The sequence below is a fragment of the Streptomyces sp. SID14478 genome (assembly GCF_010548525.1).
GTDB lineage: Bacteria > Actinomycetota > Actinomycetes > Streptomycetales > Streptomycetaceae > Streptomyces.
This window is the reverse complement of the sequence record NZ_JAAGMG010001343.1, coordinates 1-13,702: the sequence shown is the minus strand read 5'-3', so window position 1 is coordinate 13,702 and position 13,702 is coordinate 1. Positions and strand designations below refer to the sequence as shown.

The 13,702-nt window shown below is 70.1% G+C and carries 13 protein-coding genes; 10 read left to right on the top strand and 3 right to left on the bottom strand.

Going from position 1 to position 13,702, the window contains the following annotated elements:
* On the top strand, nt 1-2,117 hold a 2,117-nt coding region (locus G3I40_RS42255), incomplete at its 5' end, for a hypothetical protein (RefSeq protein WP_203645808.1).
* Nucleotides 2,118-2,134: 17 nt separating this feature from the next.
* On the opposite strand, the gene G3I40_RS42250 is transcribed toward G3I40_RS42255, so the two are convergent.
* Both G3I40_RS42250 and G3I40_RS42245 read right to left on the bottom strand, forming a co-directional pair.
* Nucleotides 2,135-2,452, bottom strand: a complete 318-nt coding sequence (locus tag G3I40_RS42250; RefSeq protein WP_203645811.1) for a PASTA domain-containing protein — start codon at nt 2,450-2,452, stop codon at nt 2,135-2,137.
* A gap of 149 nt (nt 2,453-2,601) precedes the next feature.
* Nucleotides 2,602-3,126: a GNAT family N-acetyltransferase gene (locus G3I40_RS42245; protein WP_164560087.1), complete on the bottom strand. Its 525-nt coding sequence runs from the start codon at nt 3,124-3,126 to the stop codon at nt 2,602-2,604.
* A gap of 125 nt (nt 3,127-3,251) precedes the next feature.
* On the opposite strand from G3I40_RS42245, the gene G3I40_RS42240 reads away from it, so the two are divergent.
* Together G3I40_RS42240 and G3I40_RS42235 are read left to right on the top strand one after the other, a co-directional pair.
* A complete protein-coding gene (locus tag G3I40_RS42240; protein ID WP_164560086.1) occupies nt 3,252-4,547 on the top strand; it encodes a geranylgeranyl reductase family protein in 1,296 nt (431 codons plus the stop codon).
* A 113-nt stretch (nt 4,548-4,660) separates the two neighbouring features.
* On the top strand, nt 4,661-4,987 hold the full coding sequence (locus G3I40_RS42235) for a putative quinol monooxygenase (protein ID WP_164560085.1): 327 nt from the start codon (nt 4,661-4,663) through the stop codon (nt 4,985-4,987).
* 485 nt (nt 4,988-5,472) lie between these two features.
* On the opposite strand, the gene G3I40_RS42230 is transcribed toward G3I40_RS42235, so the two are convergent.
* Entirely contained in the window at nt 5,473-6,285 is an 813-nt protein-coding gene (locus tag G3I40_RS42230) for a C40 family peptidase (RefSeq protein WP_164560084.1), read from the bottom strand.
* 686 nt (nt 6,286-6,971) lie between these two features.
* On the opposite strand from G3I40_RS42230, the gene G3I40_RS42225 reads away from it, so the two are divergent.
* From G3I40_RS42225 to G3I40_RS42195, 7 genes are all read left to right on the top strand, one after another.
* Nucleotides 6,972-7,331, top strand: coding sequence for an NADH-quinone oxidoreductase subunit A (locus tag G3I40_RS42225; RefSeq protein WP_007383963.1), 360 nt, complete (start codon nt 6,972-6,974; stop codon nt 7,329-7,331).
* Between the two features lie 34 nt (nt 7,332-7,365).
* Nucleotides 7,366-7,920, top strand: a complete 555-nt coding sequence (locus G3I40_RS42220; RefSeq protein ID WP_006133126.1) for an NADH-quinone oxidoreductase subunit B — start codon at nt 7,366-7,368, stop codon at nt 7,918-7,920.
* Complete coding sequence (locus tag G3I40_RS42215) at nt 7,917-8,657, top strand: NADH-quinone oxidoreductase subunit C (protein WP_164560083.1); 741 nt, start codon at nt 7,917-7,919, stop codon at nt 8,655-8,657. The genes G3I40_RS42220 and G3I40_RS42215 overlap by 4 nt, the downstream gene beginning before the upstream one ends.
* Complete coding sequence (locus G3I40_RS42210) at nt 8,654-9,976, top strand: NADH-quinone oxidoreductase subunit D (protein ID WP_164560082.1); 1,323 nt, start codon at nt 8,654-8,656, stop codon at nt 9,974-9,976. The genes G3I40_RS42215 and G3I40_RS42210 overlap by 4 nt, the downstream gene beginning before the upstream one ends.
* Nucleotides 9,973-10,833 carry an NADH-quinone oxidoreductase subunit NuoE gene (gene nuoE, locus G3I40_RS42205; RefSeq protein WP_164560081.1) on the top strand — a complete coding sequence of 287 codons (861 nt, stop codon included), beginning with the start codon at nt 9,973-9,975 and terminating at the stop codon, nt 10,831-10,833. Before G3I40_RS42210 ends, nuoE begins: the two co-directional genes overlap by 4 nt.
* The gene (nuoF, locus tag G3I40_RS42200) at nt 10,833-12,191 is read left to right on the top strand and encodes an NADH-quinone oxidoreductase subunit NuoF (RefSeq protein WP_164560080.1); all 1,359 of its coding nucleotides are present in this window, start codon (nt 10,833-10,835) and stop codon (nt 12,189-12,191) included. Before nuoE ends, nuoF begins: the two co-directional genes overlap by 1 nt.
* The coding region (locus G3I40_RS42195; protein WP_164560079.1) for an NADH-quinone oxidoreductase subunit G at nt 12,188-13,702 on the top strand (1,515 nt) is incomplete at its 3' end. The genes nuoF and G3I40_RS42195, both read left to right, overlap by 4 nt.

Below are 13,702 nucleotides of genomic sequence, written 5' to 3'. Positions count from 1 at the left end.
ACGCCCCGGGCCCCGCTCAGCCCTCGGCCGTCGGGCAGTTCTTCGGGCGCGCGCTGCGGGGCGACTGGGCGGGGGCGGGGCAGGCCGCGCTGTGGCCGGTCGGGCTGCTGCTGATCGCCGCGTTCGCCCTCGCCGTCCCGTCGTACGGGCAGGACCCCGACGACGTCATGGTCGGCTACACGGACCGGATGCGCCTCGCGCTCGCCTCGCTGCTGCAGGGGCTCGGCGGCAGCCTGAAGATCTCCGGCGGCTCCGGCAGCCCGTCGGTGTACGGCGGCGGCTTCGACTCCGCGTCCTCCGGCTCCGCCTCGGTATCCGTCATCCCGCTCCTGGTGACGCTGGCGTGGATCGTGGCGCTCGTCATCGGCGTACGGATGCTGCGGGTGCGCCTGTACGCGCGGACGGTGCCCGGCGCGCCCGGCGGAGCCACCGCCGGCCTCGAAGCGGCCGTGCGCGTCGCCCTGTTGGTGACCGGCGCGACGCTGGTGCTCGCACTGATCGGACAGCCGGAGATCCAGGGCTCCTCGCTGTCCACGGGGCCGTTCGTGACCGCGCTGTGCACCCTCGCCCTCGCCCTCGCGGTCGCCGGGGGAGTGCTGTACGCGGACGACCTGCGCCACCGGGTCGCGGGCGCCCACCCCGGCGCGGGGATGACAGTACGGGCCTTCGGGACCGCCGTGCGCGCCCTGGGCTGGGTGCTGGCGGCCGCTGCCGTCCTCGGCTTCCTCGGCCTCGCGTTCTTCGGCGACGACGGCGGCAACAGCCCCTCCGACGTCGCCGACTCCTCCGACTTCGACGGCTCGGACGCGGCCGCGCTCGGCGCCTTCCTGATGCTGCTGCCCAACCTCGCGCTCGCCGTGCTCGGCCTGTGCTGGGGCGCGCCGCTGCAGGCCGAGGGGCGCGGCTCGTCCTCGTTCGGCGGCGGTGGCTACGAGAAGGAGTCGTTCGGCCTGTCCCGGCTCGGCGACGAACTGGGCTCGGGCGCACTCGTCTACGCCCTCGCCGTCGGACTGCTCTGCGCGCTGCTCGTCGGCGTGCTGACGGTGCGCCGCTCGCTCGACCGGCGCGAGCAACTCCTGTCCGCGGGGCTCTTCTTCGGCCTGTTCCTGCTGCTCGCCGGGGTCGGCGGGCTGGGGGCCGAGGGCTCGGGGGACTTCGCCCTCTTCGGCAGCGGCGGCGGCTCGATCGAGCTGGGCCTGAGCGTGCCGGACGCGCTGTTGTTCGGGCTGCTGTGGGTGGGCGGGGCCGCGTTCGCCGCGCCGTACCTGATGCAACTGGTCGGGGTCGGGCCGTTCGCCGCGCCGGGCCCCGTGCCGCCTCCCGTCCCGGCGCCGCCCGTCGCGTACCCGTACGACTCCGTGTACGACCCGCACACCGTCCACCTCGCCCCGCGGCCGCCCGCGGGCCCGCCCGGGTCCCCGCGGCGCGTCGGCATCTGGGTGGGCACCGTCGCCGGTGCGTTCGTCATCGGGGGCGGGGCCGCGGCCGGTGTCCTGCTGCTCCAGGACGACGGCGGCGACAAGACGAAGGACGCCAAGGACGACAGGCCGGTGGCCGCCCGGACGCAGCCGTCCGACACCCCGTCCCCGGCGCCGTCGTCCCCGTCGTCGGCGCCCCCGCCCACCGCCGCACCGACGCCGACCGCGACCGTCGCCGAGGTGCCCGCCGGGTACCACCAGGTGGTCGACGAGAAGGGCTTCTCCTTCGTCGTCCCCGACGTGTGGAACCGCGTCGGCGTCAAGAACGGCAGCCAGGTCACCTACGCGGGCAGCACCGGCATGGAGGAGTACGTCATCGGCGTCATCCCGAACGCCGGCTACACCTCGCAGGGCAACCTCCTCGCCATGGAGAAGCACCTCAAGGCGGACGCGAAGAAGTCGGGCTACCGGCGCATCCGCCTGGAGACGAACACCTTCCAGGGCACGGACGGCGCCCTGTGGGAGTACACGTACGAGGACGAGGCCGGACGGACGATCCACGGCATCGACCAGTCGTACATCGCCGCCGACGGCACCGAGTACACGATCTTCCTCACCGGCAAGGAGGACGTCTGGACCGACCTGGCCCGCACCTATCAGGTCGGCCTCGACTCCTGGCGCCTGACGGGCACGGACTGATCACGGGCACGGACTGATCATGGGCAGGGACTGATCATGGGCACTGGCTGATCACGGGACGGGCTGAACGGCTCGTCGGGCTCGCCCAGTTCACGGCGCATGCCGCCGCCCCGCGGGCCCGGCTCGCGGGGCACGCGCACGCCCGCGCCCCCGCCGCCCTCGCCCTCACCGAGGTCGAACCAGACGGTGACCGCGGCGTCCTTGGGGACCTCGACGCCGGGCAGCGGGTACTGGCGCACCACGTAGTCCACGGGGTTGCGTTCGAGGTCGGGGCGGTCGGCGGCCGTCAGTCGCACCCCGGAGTCGAGCGCCAGCGCACGGGCGTCGACGGCCATCAACCCGACGAACTTCGGCACATGGACTTCCGGGACGTCCGCCGGCCCGGGCGCCTTGGGTGTCTTCGGCACAGATGTCACCCCCAGGAGGTACCGGCAGGGTAGCTCCGTGGGGGCGCCGCGCGAAACGTCCCGGGCCGAGGCGGGCCCTACAACTCCAGCCGGAAGCAGTGCCCTTGACGCCCGGTCGGGGTCACGAACGTCTCCGTGCGCTCCATCCCGAGGCGCCGGGTCACCGCGATCGACCGCTCGTTGAGCGCGTCGACCATCGCGACGACGCTGGTCAGACCCGCCGCCCGGACCCGGTCGAGGGTGGCGAGGGCCGCGGCCGTGGCGTACCCCTTGCCCCAGTACGCGCGGCCGAGCCGCCAGCCGATCTCGATCTCGCCGACCGGGCCCCAGGCGTGCCGCCAGGGCTGCGCGCCGGTGAACCCGATGACGTCCCCCTCCTCGTCGAGCAGGGACCACAGGCAGAACCCGAGCTCCGCGTCGTGCATCCGCTGCCGGGCCGTCGCCTCGTGGTGCACGGAGAGCTCGGCGGCCGCGGCCCGGCCGCCGAGGAACTCCATGACCTCCGGGTCGTCGAACACGCGGTGCCAGGCGAAGGCGTCCTCGTGCGTGGGCACCCGCAGTTCCACGGCGGGCAGCACCGGGGCGGGCGGAACTCGGCTCATGGCTGGCCCTTCGGCTGGGGGATCACTGCTGCTGAATAGACTGCCCATGTCCGTGCCGCACGGCACACCGTTTTCGAGATCACCGTATTCGAGCCCAACCTTTTCGAGTCTGGGGAGACCCCGCCGTGACCGAGCAGCCCAAGCCCCTCTCCGAGCACAGCGCAGACGTGATCGTCGTCGGGGCCGGTCCCGCCGGGTCGACGACCGCCTACTACCTGGCGAAGGCGGGCCTGGACGTCCTGCTCCTGGAGAAGACGGCGTTCCCGCGCGAGAAGGTGTGCGGTGACGGCCTGACCCCCCGCGCCACCAAGCAGCTCGTCTCCATGGGCATCGACATCTCCGAAGAGGCCGGCTGGCTGCGCAACAAGGGCCTGCGCATCATCGGCGGCGGCGTCCGCCTCCAGCTGGACTGGCCGGATCTCGCCTCGTACCCGGACTACGGCCTCGTCCGCAAGCGCGACGACTTCGACGAGCAGCTCGCCCGGCAGGCGCAGAAGGCGGGCGCGCGGCTGTACGAGCGGTGCAACGTCGGCGCCCCGATCCTCGACGAGCGCACCGGCCGCATCACGGGCGTGCACGCCAAGCTGGGCGACGAGAAGCGCGACGTCACCTTCCACGCCCCGCTGGTCGTCGCGGCCGACGGCAACTCGACCCGGCTCTCCCTCGCGATGGGCCTGCACCGCCGCGAGGACCGCCCGATGGGCGTCGCGGTCCGCACGTACTTCACGTCGCCGCGCCACGACGACGACTACCTGGAGTCCTGGCTGGAGTTGTGGGACCGCCGCGGCCCGGGCGAGGACCGTCTGCTTCCCGGCTACGGCTGGATCTTCGGCATGGGCGACGGCACGTCCAACGTCGGCCTCGGCATCCTCAACTCCTCCAAGGCGTTCCGGGAGCTGGACTGGCGCGAGGTCCTCAAGGCCTGGTGCGCGTCGATGCCCGAGGACTGGGGCTACACGCCGGAGAACATGACGATGCCGATCCGCGGCGCCGCCCTGCCCATGGCCTTCAACCGCCAGCCGCACTACACCAAGGGCCTGCTCCTGGTCGGTGACGCGGGCGGCCTGGTCAACCCGTTCAACGGCGAGGGCATCGCGTACGCCATGGAGTCCGGTCAGATCGCGGCCGACGTCATCGTGCAGGCCCACGCGCGGGCCACCGACGCCCAGCGCGAACTGGCGCTGCAGAACTACCCGAAGACGCTCAAGGAGACCTACGGCGGTTACTACACGCTGGGCCGCGCCTTCGTGAAGGTCATCGGCAACCCGAAGATCATGAAGATCGCGACGCAGCGCGGCCTGACCCACCCGATCCTGATGAAGTTCACGCTGAAGATGCTCGCGAACCTGACGGACCCGACGGGCGGCGACGCCATGGACCGCATCATCAACGGGCTGAGCAAGGTGGCGCCGAAGGCCTGACCGGCGCCCGGTCCGGCCGAAGGGGGCGCCGGCCCGCGCCCCCTTCGGCCGGTACGCGCGGCCGGCCCACGCCCGGCTTGGCCGGGACGCGGGGCCCGGGGCAGGCTGGACGCATGATTCTCATCGCCGTGAAATTCACCGCCCGTCCCGAGCACGCCGACTCCTGGCTGGAGAAGACCGCCGCGTTCACCGCCGCGACCCGCGCCGAGGAGGGCAACCTCTTCTTCGACTGGTCCCGCAGCGTCGAGGACCCGAACCAGTTCGTCCTGCTCGAAGGGTTCCGGGACGGGGACGCGGGCGCCGCGCACGTCGCCTCCGCCCACTTCAGGGCCGGGCTCGACGCCATGGCCCCGCTCATCGCCACCACCCCGGAGATCATCAACGCCGACATCCCGAACGAGGGCTGGGGCCCGATGGGGGAGCTGACGCCACAGAAGTGACCCGTGAGGTTCCTGTGACGGGATCGTGGGCAACGATCGGTCGGCCTCGTCGCGTGCTCGAAGGGGGGTGAGCCGCAGGAGCGGCTCACCCCCCTTCGATCTCCGGGGAGAGCGTCGAGGAGACGTCACATCCGAGGAGCCGCCTCCCGCGCGGCGCATCGGCGAGGTGGTGGCGGACGCCCAAGGGCAAGGTGGCGTTGCCGAGTTGGGCGGTTCGTCCGACGGTGTCCCGTTCGCGGGCCCGCCCCTCCGGCGCGGGCGGCGATACGTCTGGTTCTCCTGATTCCTCCGGTTCATCCGGAACGGCAGGCAACTCCGCCGGGTCCGGCGGAGATTCCGGCGCGGGCGACGGCCTCGCACCGGCCGGGCCGGGTCGTCCTGGTGATGATGTGCCGCAGGGCCGTCAGAGGCCGCGTACGCCACGCACGAAGGCCGCCGCACCCCGAGCGTGGGGAGCGGCGGCCTTCGCCGTACGGGAGGGATCCTCAGAGGACGCGGACCGCGCCGCTCGCCGGGTAGCCGGAGAGGTCCTGGATGACAACGCCCTTGGAGGGGTTGGCGGCGTCCAGGTACTGGCCGTTACCGATGTAGACACCGACGTGGTACGCGGAGCCCGCGCCACCCCAGTACAGGATGTCGCCGACCTGCACGCTGGACAGGGAGACGGAGGTACCGGACGTCGACTGCGCCTGCGAGGTGCGCGGCAGGTCCACGCCGGCCTGCTTGAAGGCGGCCTGGACGAGGCCCGAGCAGTCCCACGAGTTGGGGCCCGTGCCGCCCATCACGTACGCGTCGCCGACCTGGGACTTCAGGAAGCTGACCACGGCGCCGACGGAGCCGCTGGCCGGGGCGGCGGCGGTCTGCGTGGCGGTGGAGAGCGTCGTGCGCTCGCTGGAGCGGGAGGAGGCCTGCGCGGCGGCCTCGCGCTCGGCCTTCGCCTTCTTGGCGGCGGCCTCGGCCTTCTTCTTGGCCTCCGCCTTCTTCTCGGCGGAGAGCTGGTCCTTCTTCGCCTGGTCGGCGGCCTTGGTGAAGGCCTCGTCGCGCTCGGCCTGGAGCTGGTAGTTGGCCGCGGCCTGCTGGGTGGCGTCCGCGGACTGGGCGACCTGGGAGGACAGGTCGGTGGTGAGCGTGGGGAGCTCCATGGTCTGCGTCACCGGCTCGGCAGCGTTCGCCGCACCGGACGCACCGGCGACTGCCAGGGTGCTGAGGACGCCACCGGTAACTCCGGCTCGCAGGGCCATCTTCGAGGCGCTGCGGCGGGGCTTCCGGTGGCTGGGTATGTGAGCGGTGTGGGACATGAGTACAACCGCTATCAGGGCTTCACGGTTCCCATCAAGAAACGTGTGGTGCGCCACAGTTGTGAAGCCGAGGCGTGAATCCCACGACCGGCGGCCCTTATTGACGCCGTAACGGGCGAAACGGACCACCATGGTCAGCGCTGTGCTCTGGGACTTTCCGCGATACGTCCGAATTGCCCGACGCTTACCACTCGTTGACACGGTTGGCCAAGCCCGGTTTCCGAGGCCCCTCATGGTGCGTGACGCAGGTCACAACGAACCCCTAGGGGTCGGCCTTCGCGTCCACTTCCGTCCACACCGCTCCCCCTGAGGTGTGAACGGGGTCCACTATCAGCCACTCGCGTCCAGCGCCAATTTGCTTGCAGCGACCACGTCTTGATAGTGCGACGAGGCTCCTACCAGCAGTAACGAGGCAAGTTGTCACCTCTGGTGATCACTCAGGCGCTTCGAGTGTGAAGATCACCGCTCATCCGACTTCATGATCCTTCGTCAGGTGGTGGAGATCACAAAGGAGTTGGCGCACCCCGTGTCGCAGATCACAGAGCACCGGGCATAGGATGCGGGTCAAGTTGGGCTTGTGACCTGCTTCACATGTGAGCGATCTTCAACCGTTCGCAGGACATGGAGGGCAGGGCGCGGGCCCTCAACCGCCAGCAGTCAGTGCCGACTGAGAGGAGCGAGGAGCGGTGAACGCGTATGCGCCCATCCTCGTACTGGGAGCCCTCGGGGCAGGCTTTGCGATCTTCTCCGTGGTCATGGCCACGCTTATCGGTCCAAAGCGGTACAACCGGGCCAAACTCGAAGCCTACGAGTGCGGGATCGAGCCGACCCCCACGCCGGCCGGCGGCGGGCGCTTCCCCATCAAGTACTACCTGACGGCGATGCTCTTCATCGTCTTCGACATCGAGATCGTCTTCCTCTACCCCTGGGCCGTCACCTTCGACGCCCTGGGGGTTTTCGGGCTCGTAGAGATGCTGCTCTTCGTGCTCACCGTCTTCGTCGCGTACGCGTACGTATGGCGGCGCGGCGGCCTGGAATGGGACTGAGCCCCGTATAGGGGACGACAGGAGCCACAGAGCAATGGGACTCGAAGAAAAGCTGCCGAGCGGATTCCTTCTGACCACCGTCGAGCAGGCCGCGGGCTGGGTGCGCAAGTCATCCGTCTTCCCTGCCACCTTCGGGCTCGCGTGCTGCGCCATCGAGATGATGACGACGGGCGCGGGGCGCTACGACCTGGCGCGCTTCGGCATGGAGGTGTTCCGCGGATCCCCGCGGCAGGCGGACCTGATGATCGTCGCCGGGCGGGTGAGCCAGAAGATGGCGCCCGTCCTGCGCCAGGTCTACGACCAGATGCCCAACCCCAAGTGGGTCATCTCCATGGGGGTCTGTGCGTCGTCGGGCGGGATGTTCAACAACTACGCGATCGTCCAGGGCGTCGATCACGTCGTCCCGGTCGACATCTATCTGCCCGGCTGCCCGCCCCGGCCCGAGATGCTGATGGACGCGATTCTCAAGCTCCATCAGAAGATCCAGTCCTCCAAGCTCGGCGTGAACGCCGAGGAGGCGGCCCGCGAGGCGGAGGAAGCGGCGCTCAAGGCGCTCCCGACGATCGAGATGAAGGGGCTGCTGCGGTGAGTGACGCGCAGAACGACGGGGCCAACCCCGAGAAGGACCTGAGCGCCGCCAACCTCCCGGGGCAGCGCGGCGACCAGGGCGAGGAGATCCGCGTCCAGCGCGGCATGTTCGGCGCCAACAACGGCGGGGACACGTCCGGTTACGGCGGACTCGTCCGCTCGGTCCGGCTGCCCGGCGAGGCCGTCCGCCCGTACGGCGGCTGGTTCGACGAGGTGGCCGACGAGCTGGAGGGCGCCCTGGAGGAACAGGGCCTCGTCCCCGGCAACGCCCTCGACAAGGTGGTCGTCGACCGCGACGAGCTCACCTTCCACGTCGAGCGCGAGTACCTGGTGCGCGTCGCCCAGACGCTGCGCGACGACCCGGCGCTGCGCTTCGAGCTGTGCACGGGGGTCAGCGGGGTCCACTACCCCGGCGACAAGGGCCGCGAGCTGCACGCCGTCTACCACCTGCGGTCGCTCACCCACGGCCGGCTGATCCGCGTCGAGGTCTCCATGCCCGACGCCGACCCGCACGTGCCGTCCCTGGTCCCCGTGTATCCGACCAACGACTGGCACGAGCGCGAGACGTACGACTTCTTCGGCATCGTCTTCGACGGCCACCCCGCGCTGACGCGGATCATGATGCCGGACGACTGGCAGGGCTTCCCGCAGCGCAAGGACTACCCCCTCGGCGGCATCCCCGTCGAGTACAAGGGCGCCCAGATCCCGGCTCCGGACCAGCGGAGGTCGTACTCGTGACAACTCCCCACGCAACCCCTCGCGCGACCACCGAGGGCACCGTCTACACGGTCACCGGCGGCGACTGGGACGAGGTCGTCCAGTCCGCGGTCAAGTCCGACGACGAGCGCATCATCGTCAACATGGGACCCCAGCACCCCTCCACGCACGGGGTGCTGCGCCTGATCCTGGAGATCGACGGCGAGACGGTCACCGAGGCCCGCTGCGGCATCGGCTACCTGCACACGGGCATCGAGAAGAACCTCGAGTACCGCACGTGGACGCAGGGCACCACGTTCGTGACGCGCATGGACTACCTGACGCCCTTCTACAACGAGGCGGCGTACTGCCTCGGCGTCGAGAAGCTCCTCGGCATCGAGGACGAGATCCCCGACCGGGCGAGCATCATCCGGGTCCTGCTCATGGAGCTGAACCGGATGTCCTCGCACCTGGTCGCGATCGCCACCGGCGGCATGGAACTCGGCGCGACCACGATCATGATCTACGGCTTTCGTGATCGTGAACTCATTCTCGATATCTACGAGTTGATCACCGGCCTGCGGATGAACCACGCGTACATCCGGCCCGGCGGACTCGCCCAGGACCTGCCGCCCGGCGCGGTGGACCAGCTCCGCGAGTTCGTGAAGAAGATGAAGAAGAACCTTCCCGAGTACGACAAGCTCGCCACCGGGAACCCCATCTTCAAGGCCCGTATGCAGGACGTCGGCTACCTCGACCTCGCGGGCTGCATGGCCCTCGGCGCCACCGGGCCGATCCTGCGCTCCGCCGGTCTGCCGCACGACCTGCGCAAGACGGACCCCTACTGCGGATACGAGAACTACGACTTCGAGATCCCGACCGCCGACACCTGTGACTCCTACGGGCGCTTCCTGATCCGCCTGGAGGAGATGCGCCAGTCGCTGCACATCGTCGAGCAGTGCCTGGACCGGCTCGCCCCGGGACCGGTCATGGTCGGCGACAAGAAGATCGCCTGGCCCGCCCAACTGGCGCTCGGCCCGGACGGGCTGGGCAACTCGCTCGACCACATCAAGAACATCATGGGCACCTCCATGGAGGCCCTCATCCACCACTTCAAGCTGGTGACCGAGGGCTTCCGCGTACCGCCGGGACAGGCGTACGCGGCCGTGGAGTCGCCCAAGGGTGAGCTCGGGGTGCACGTCGTGTCCGACGGCGGCACCCGCCCCTTCCGGGTCCACTTCCGTGACCCGTCCTTCACCAACCTGCAGGCGATGGCCGCGATGTGCGAGGGCGGCCAGGTCGCCGACGTCATCGTCGCCGTCGCCTCCATCGACCCCGTGATGGGAGGCGTCGACCGGTGACCACCAGTTCCTCGGAGCAGGGCGTCAGCCTGGGCATGCCCCAACTGCCCGCGCCCGCCTACCCGGACGACGTCCGCGACCGGCTGGCCCGGGACGCGCGCGAGATCATCGCCCGCTACCCCGACTCCCGCTCGGCGCTCCTTCCGCTGCTGCACCTCGTGCAGTCGGAAGAAGGCCACGTCACGCGCACCGGCATGCAGTTCTGCGCGGACATGCTCGACCTGACCACCGCCGAGGTCACGGCCGTGGCGACCTTCTACACGATGTACCGGCGGGGCCCCAGCGGCGACTACCAGGTCGGTGTCTGCACCAACACGCTGTGCGCGGTGATGGGTGGCGACGCGATCTTCGAGACGCTCCAGGAGCACCTCGGCGTCGGCAACGGCGGCACGACGGAGGACGGCAAGGTCACGCTGGAGCACATCGAGTGCAACGCGGCCTGTGACTTCGCCCCCGTGGTGATGGTCAACTGGGAGTTCTTCGACAACCAGACGCCCGACTCCGCCAAGGCGCTCGTGGACGACCTGCGCGCGGGAGCGCAGGTGACACCCACCCGCGGCGCCCCCTTGTGCACCTTCAAGGAGACCGCGCGGATCCTGGCCGGCTTCCCCGACGAGCGCGCGGGCGCCGTCGAGGCGAGCGGCAGCGCGGGCCCGGCCTCGCTGATCGGACTGCGCCTGGCCAAGGGGGAGTCGGCGCCCGCGCGCGTCGTCCACCCGAGGGCGTCGGCCCAGCAGGACGACCAGCCCCACCACCCGTCGCCCGCCGAGCACTTGAGCTCACACGATGCGCCGCAGGACACCTCGGCCTCCGACCCCGCCCACCCGGCGGGGCCCGCCGCCGAGGAGGGGGAGTGATGACCTTGGCAGCCGAGATCGACAACAACGACACCAGCCCGGAGAAGCTGCTCTCACCGGTGCTGTCGGCCTTCTGGGACGAGGACAAGTCCTGGTCTTTGGACGTGTATCGCCGGCACGACGGGTACGAGGGGCTGCGCAAGGCCCTCGCCATGTCGCCGGACGATCTCATCGCCTATGTGAAGGACGCAGGTCTGCGCGGGCGTGGTGGCGCCGGATTCCCCACCGGGATGAAGTGGCAGTTCATCCCGCAAGGAGACGGCAAGCCTCACTATCTTGTTGTCAACGCCGACGAATCGGAGCCGGGCACCTGTAAGGACATCCCGCTCCTCTTCGCGAACCCGCACAGCCTCATCGAGGGCATCGTGATCGCGTGCTACGCGATCCGTTCGGAGCATGCGTTCATCTACTTGCGTGGTGAAGTGGTCCCCGTACTGCGGCGTTTGCACGAGGCCGTGCGCGAGGCCTACGCCGCGGGGCTGCTCGGGCAGAACATCCTCGGGTCCGGCCTCAACCTTGAACTCACCGTGCACGCCGGCGCAGGCGCGTACATCTGTGGCGAGGAGACCGCACTCCTGGACTCGCTCGAGGGACGTCGTGGCCAGCCGCGACTGCGTCCTCCTTTCCCTGCCGTCGCCGGCCTGTACGCGTGCCCCACTGTGGTGAACAACGTCGAGTCCATCGCGTCGGTTCCCGCGATCATCCATCGCGGAAAGGACTGGTTCAAGTCGATGGGGAGCGAGAAGTCCCCGGGCTTCACGCTGTACTCGCTCAGCGGCCACGTCGCCTCGCCCGGCCAGTACGAGGCCCCGCTCGGCATCACGCTGCGCCAGCTCCTCGACATGAGCGGCGGCATCCGGCCCGGTCACCGCCTCAAGTTCTGGACGCCCGGCGGCAGTTCGACGCCGATGTTCACCGACGAGCACCTCGACGTACCCCTGGACTACGAGGGCGTCGGCGCCGCCGGATCGATGCTCGGCACCAAGGCGCTGCAGTGCTTCGACGAGACGACCTGCGTCGTGCGCGCGGTCACGCGGTGGACCGAGTTCTACGCCCACGAGTCCTGCGGCAAGTGCACACCGTGCCGCGAAGGGACGTACTGGCTCGTGCAGTTGCTCCGCGACATCGAGGACGGCAAGGGCGTCATGGAGGACCTCGACAAGCTGAACGACATCGCCGACAACATCAACGGCAAGTCGTTCTGCGCCCTCGGAGACGGCGCCGCCTCGCCGATCTTCTCCTCGCTCAAGTACTTCCGCGAGGAGTACGAGCAGCACATCACGGGCAAGGGCTGCCCCTTCGACCCGTCCCGCTCGACGGTGTGGGCCGATCAGCACCGCACGGAGGTGAACGCATGACTGTGACCACCAGCGCTCCCTCCGGGGGCGGTGAAGCGGCAGTTCCGCCGGAGGACCTGGTCTCCCTCACCATCGACGGCATCGAGATCAGCGTCCCCAAGGGCACGCTCGTCATCCGGGCCGCCGAGTTGCTGGGCATCGAGATCCCACGCTTTTGCGACCATCCGCTGCTCGATCCGGCCGGCGCCTGCCGCCAGTGCATCGTGGAGGTGGAGGGCCAGCGCAAGCCGATGGCGTCCTGCACCATCACCTGCACCGACGGCATGGTGGTCAAGAGCCAGCTCTCCTCGCCCGTCGCCGAGAAGGCGCAGCGCGGCGTGATGGAGCTGCTGCTCATCAACCACCCGCTGGACTGCCCGGTCTGCGACAAGGGCGGCGAGTGCCCGCTGCAGAACCAGGCGATGTCGCACGGCCAGTCCGACTCCCGCTTCGAGGGCAAGAAGCGCACGTACGAGAAGCCGGTGCCGATCTCCACGCAGGTGCTGCTCGACCGCGAGCGGTGCGTCCTGTGCGCCCGCTGCACCCGGTTCTCGAACCAGATCGCGGGCGACCCGATGATCGAGCTGATCGAGCGCGGCGCGCTCCAGCAGGTCGGCACGGGCGAGGGCGACCCCTTCGAGTCGTACTTCTCCGGGAACACCATCCAGATCTGCCCGGTCGGGGCGCTGACCTCGGCGGCGTACCGATTCCGCTCGCGCCCCTTCGACCTCGTCTCCTCCCCGTCGGTGTGCGAGCACTGCGCGGGCGGCTGCGCGACCCGTACCGACCACCGGCGCGGCAAGGTCATGCGCCGCCTGGCGGCCAACGATCCCGAGGTCAACGAGGAGTGGATCTGCGACAAGGGCCGCTTCGGCTTCCGGTACGCGCAAAAGCCGGACCGGCTGACGAACCCGCTGGTGCGGGACGCGGACAGCGGGGAACTGCGGATCGCCTCCTGGCCCGAGGCGCTGGAGGTCGCGGCGCGCGGACTGGAGGCGGCACGCGGGCGGGCCGGGGTGCTCACCGGTGGCCGGCTCACCGTCGAGGACGCCTACGCGTACAGCAAGTTCACGCGCGTCGCCCTCGACACGAACGACATCGACTTCCGCGCGCGCGTGCACAGCGGCGAGGAGGCCGACTTCCTTGCCGCGCGCGTCGCGGGCCGCGGCCGTGACCTGGACGGCAGCGGAGTCACGTACAAGAAGCTGGAGAAGGCCCCCGCGGTGCTCCTCGTCGGCTTCGAGGCGGAGGAGGAGGCGCCCGGCGTCTTCCTGAAGCTCCGCAAGGCCTGGCGGGCGCACGGCCAGAAGGTCTACTCCCTGGCTACGTATGCGACGCGCGGCCTGGAGAAGGCCGGTGGCACGCTGCTTCCCGCCGCTCCGGGCACCGAGACCGAGTGGCTGGACGCGCTCGCCTCCGGCGTCGGCCTGGCCGAAGGGGGAGCGGGCGCCGCCGAGGCGCTGCGCACCGAGGGCGCCGTGCTCGTCGTCGGCGAGCGGCTCGCGTCCGTCGCGGGCGGGCTCACCGCCGCC

Excerpts from the sequence above, each read along its gene's own strand:
- G3I40_RS42250 (WP_203645811.1), bottom strand. The coding sequence starts at position 2,452 with ATGGCCGTCGACGCCCGTGCGCTGGCGCTCGACTCCGGGGTGCGACTG.
- G3I40_RS42220 (WP_006133126.1), top strand. The coding sequence starts at position 7,366 with ATGGGACTCGAAGAAAAGCTGCCGAGCGGATTCCTTCTGACCACCGTC.
- nuoF (WP_164560080.1), top strand. The coding sequence starts at position 10,833 with ATGACCTTGGCAGCCGAGATCGACAACAACGACACCAGCCCGGAGAAG.
- G3I40_RS42245 (WP_164560087.1), bottom strand. The coding sequence starts at position 3,126 with ATGAGCCGAGTTCCGCCCGCCCCGGTGCTGCCCGCCGTGGAACTGCGG.
- G3I40_RS42235 (WP_164560085.1), top strand. The coding sequence starts at position 4,661 with ATGATTCTCATCGCCGTGAAATTCACCGCCCGTCCCGAGCACGCCGAC.
- G3I40_RS42230 (WP_164560084.1), bottom strand. The coding sequence starts at position 6,285 with ATGTCCCACACCGCTCACATACCCAGCCACCGGAAGCCCCGCCGCAGC.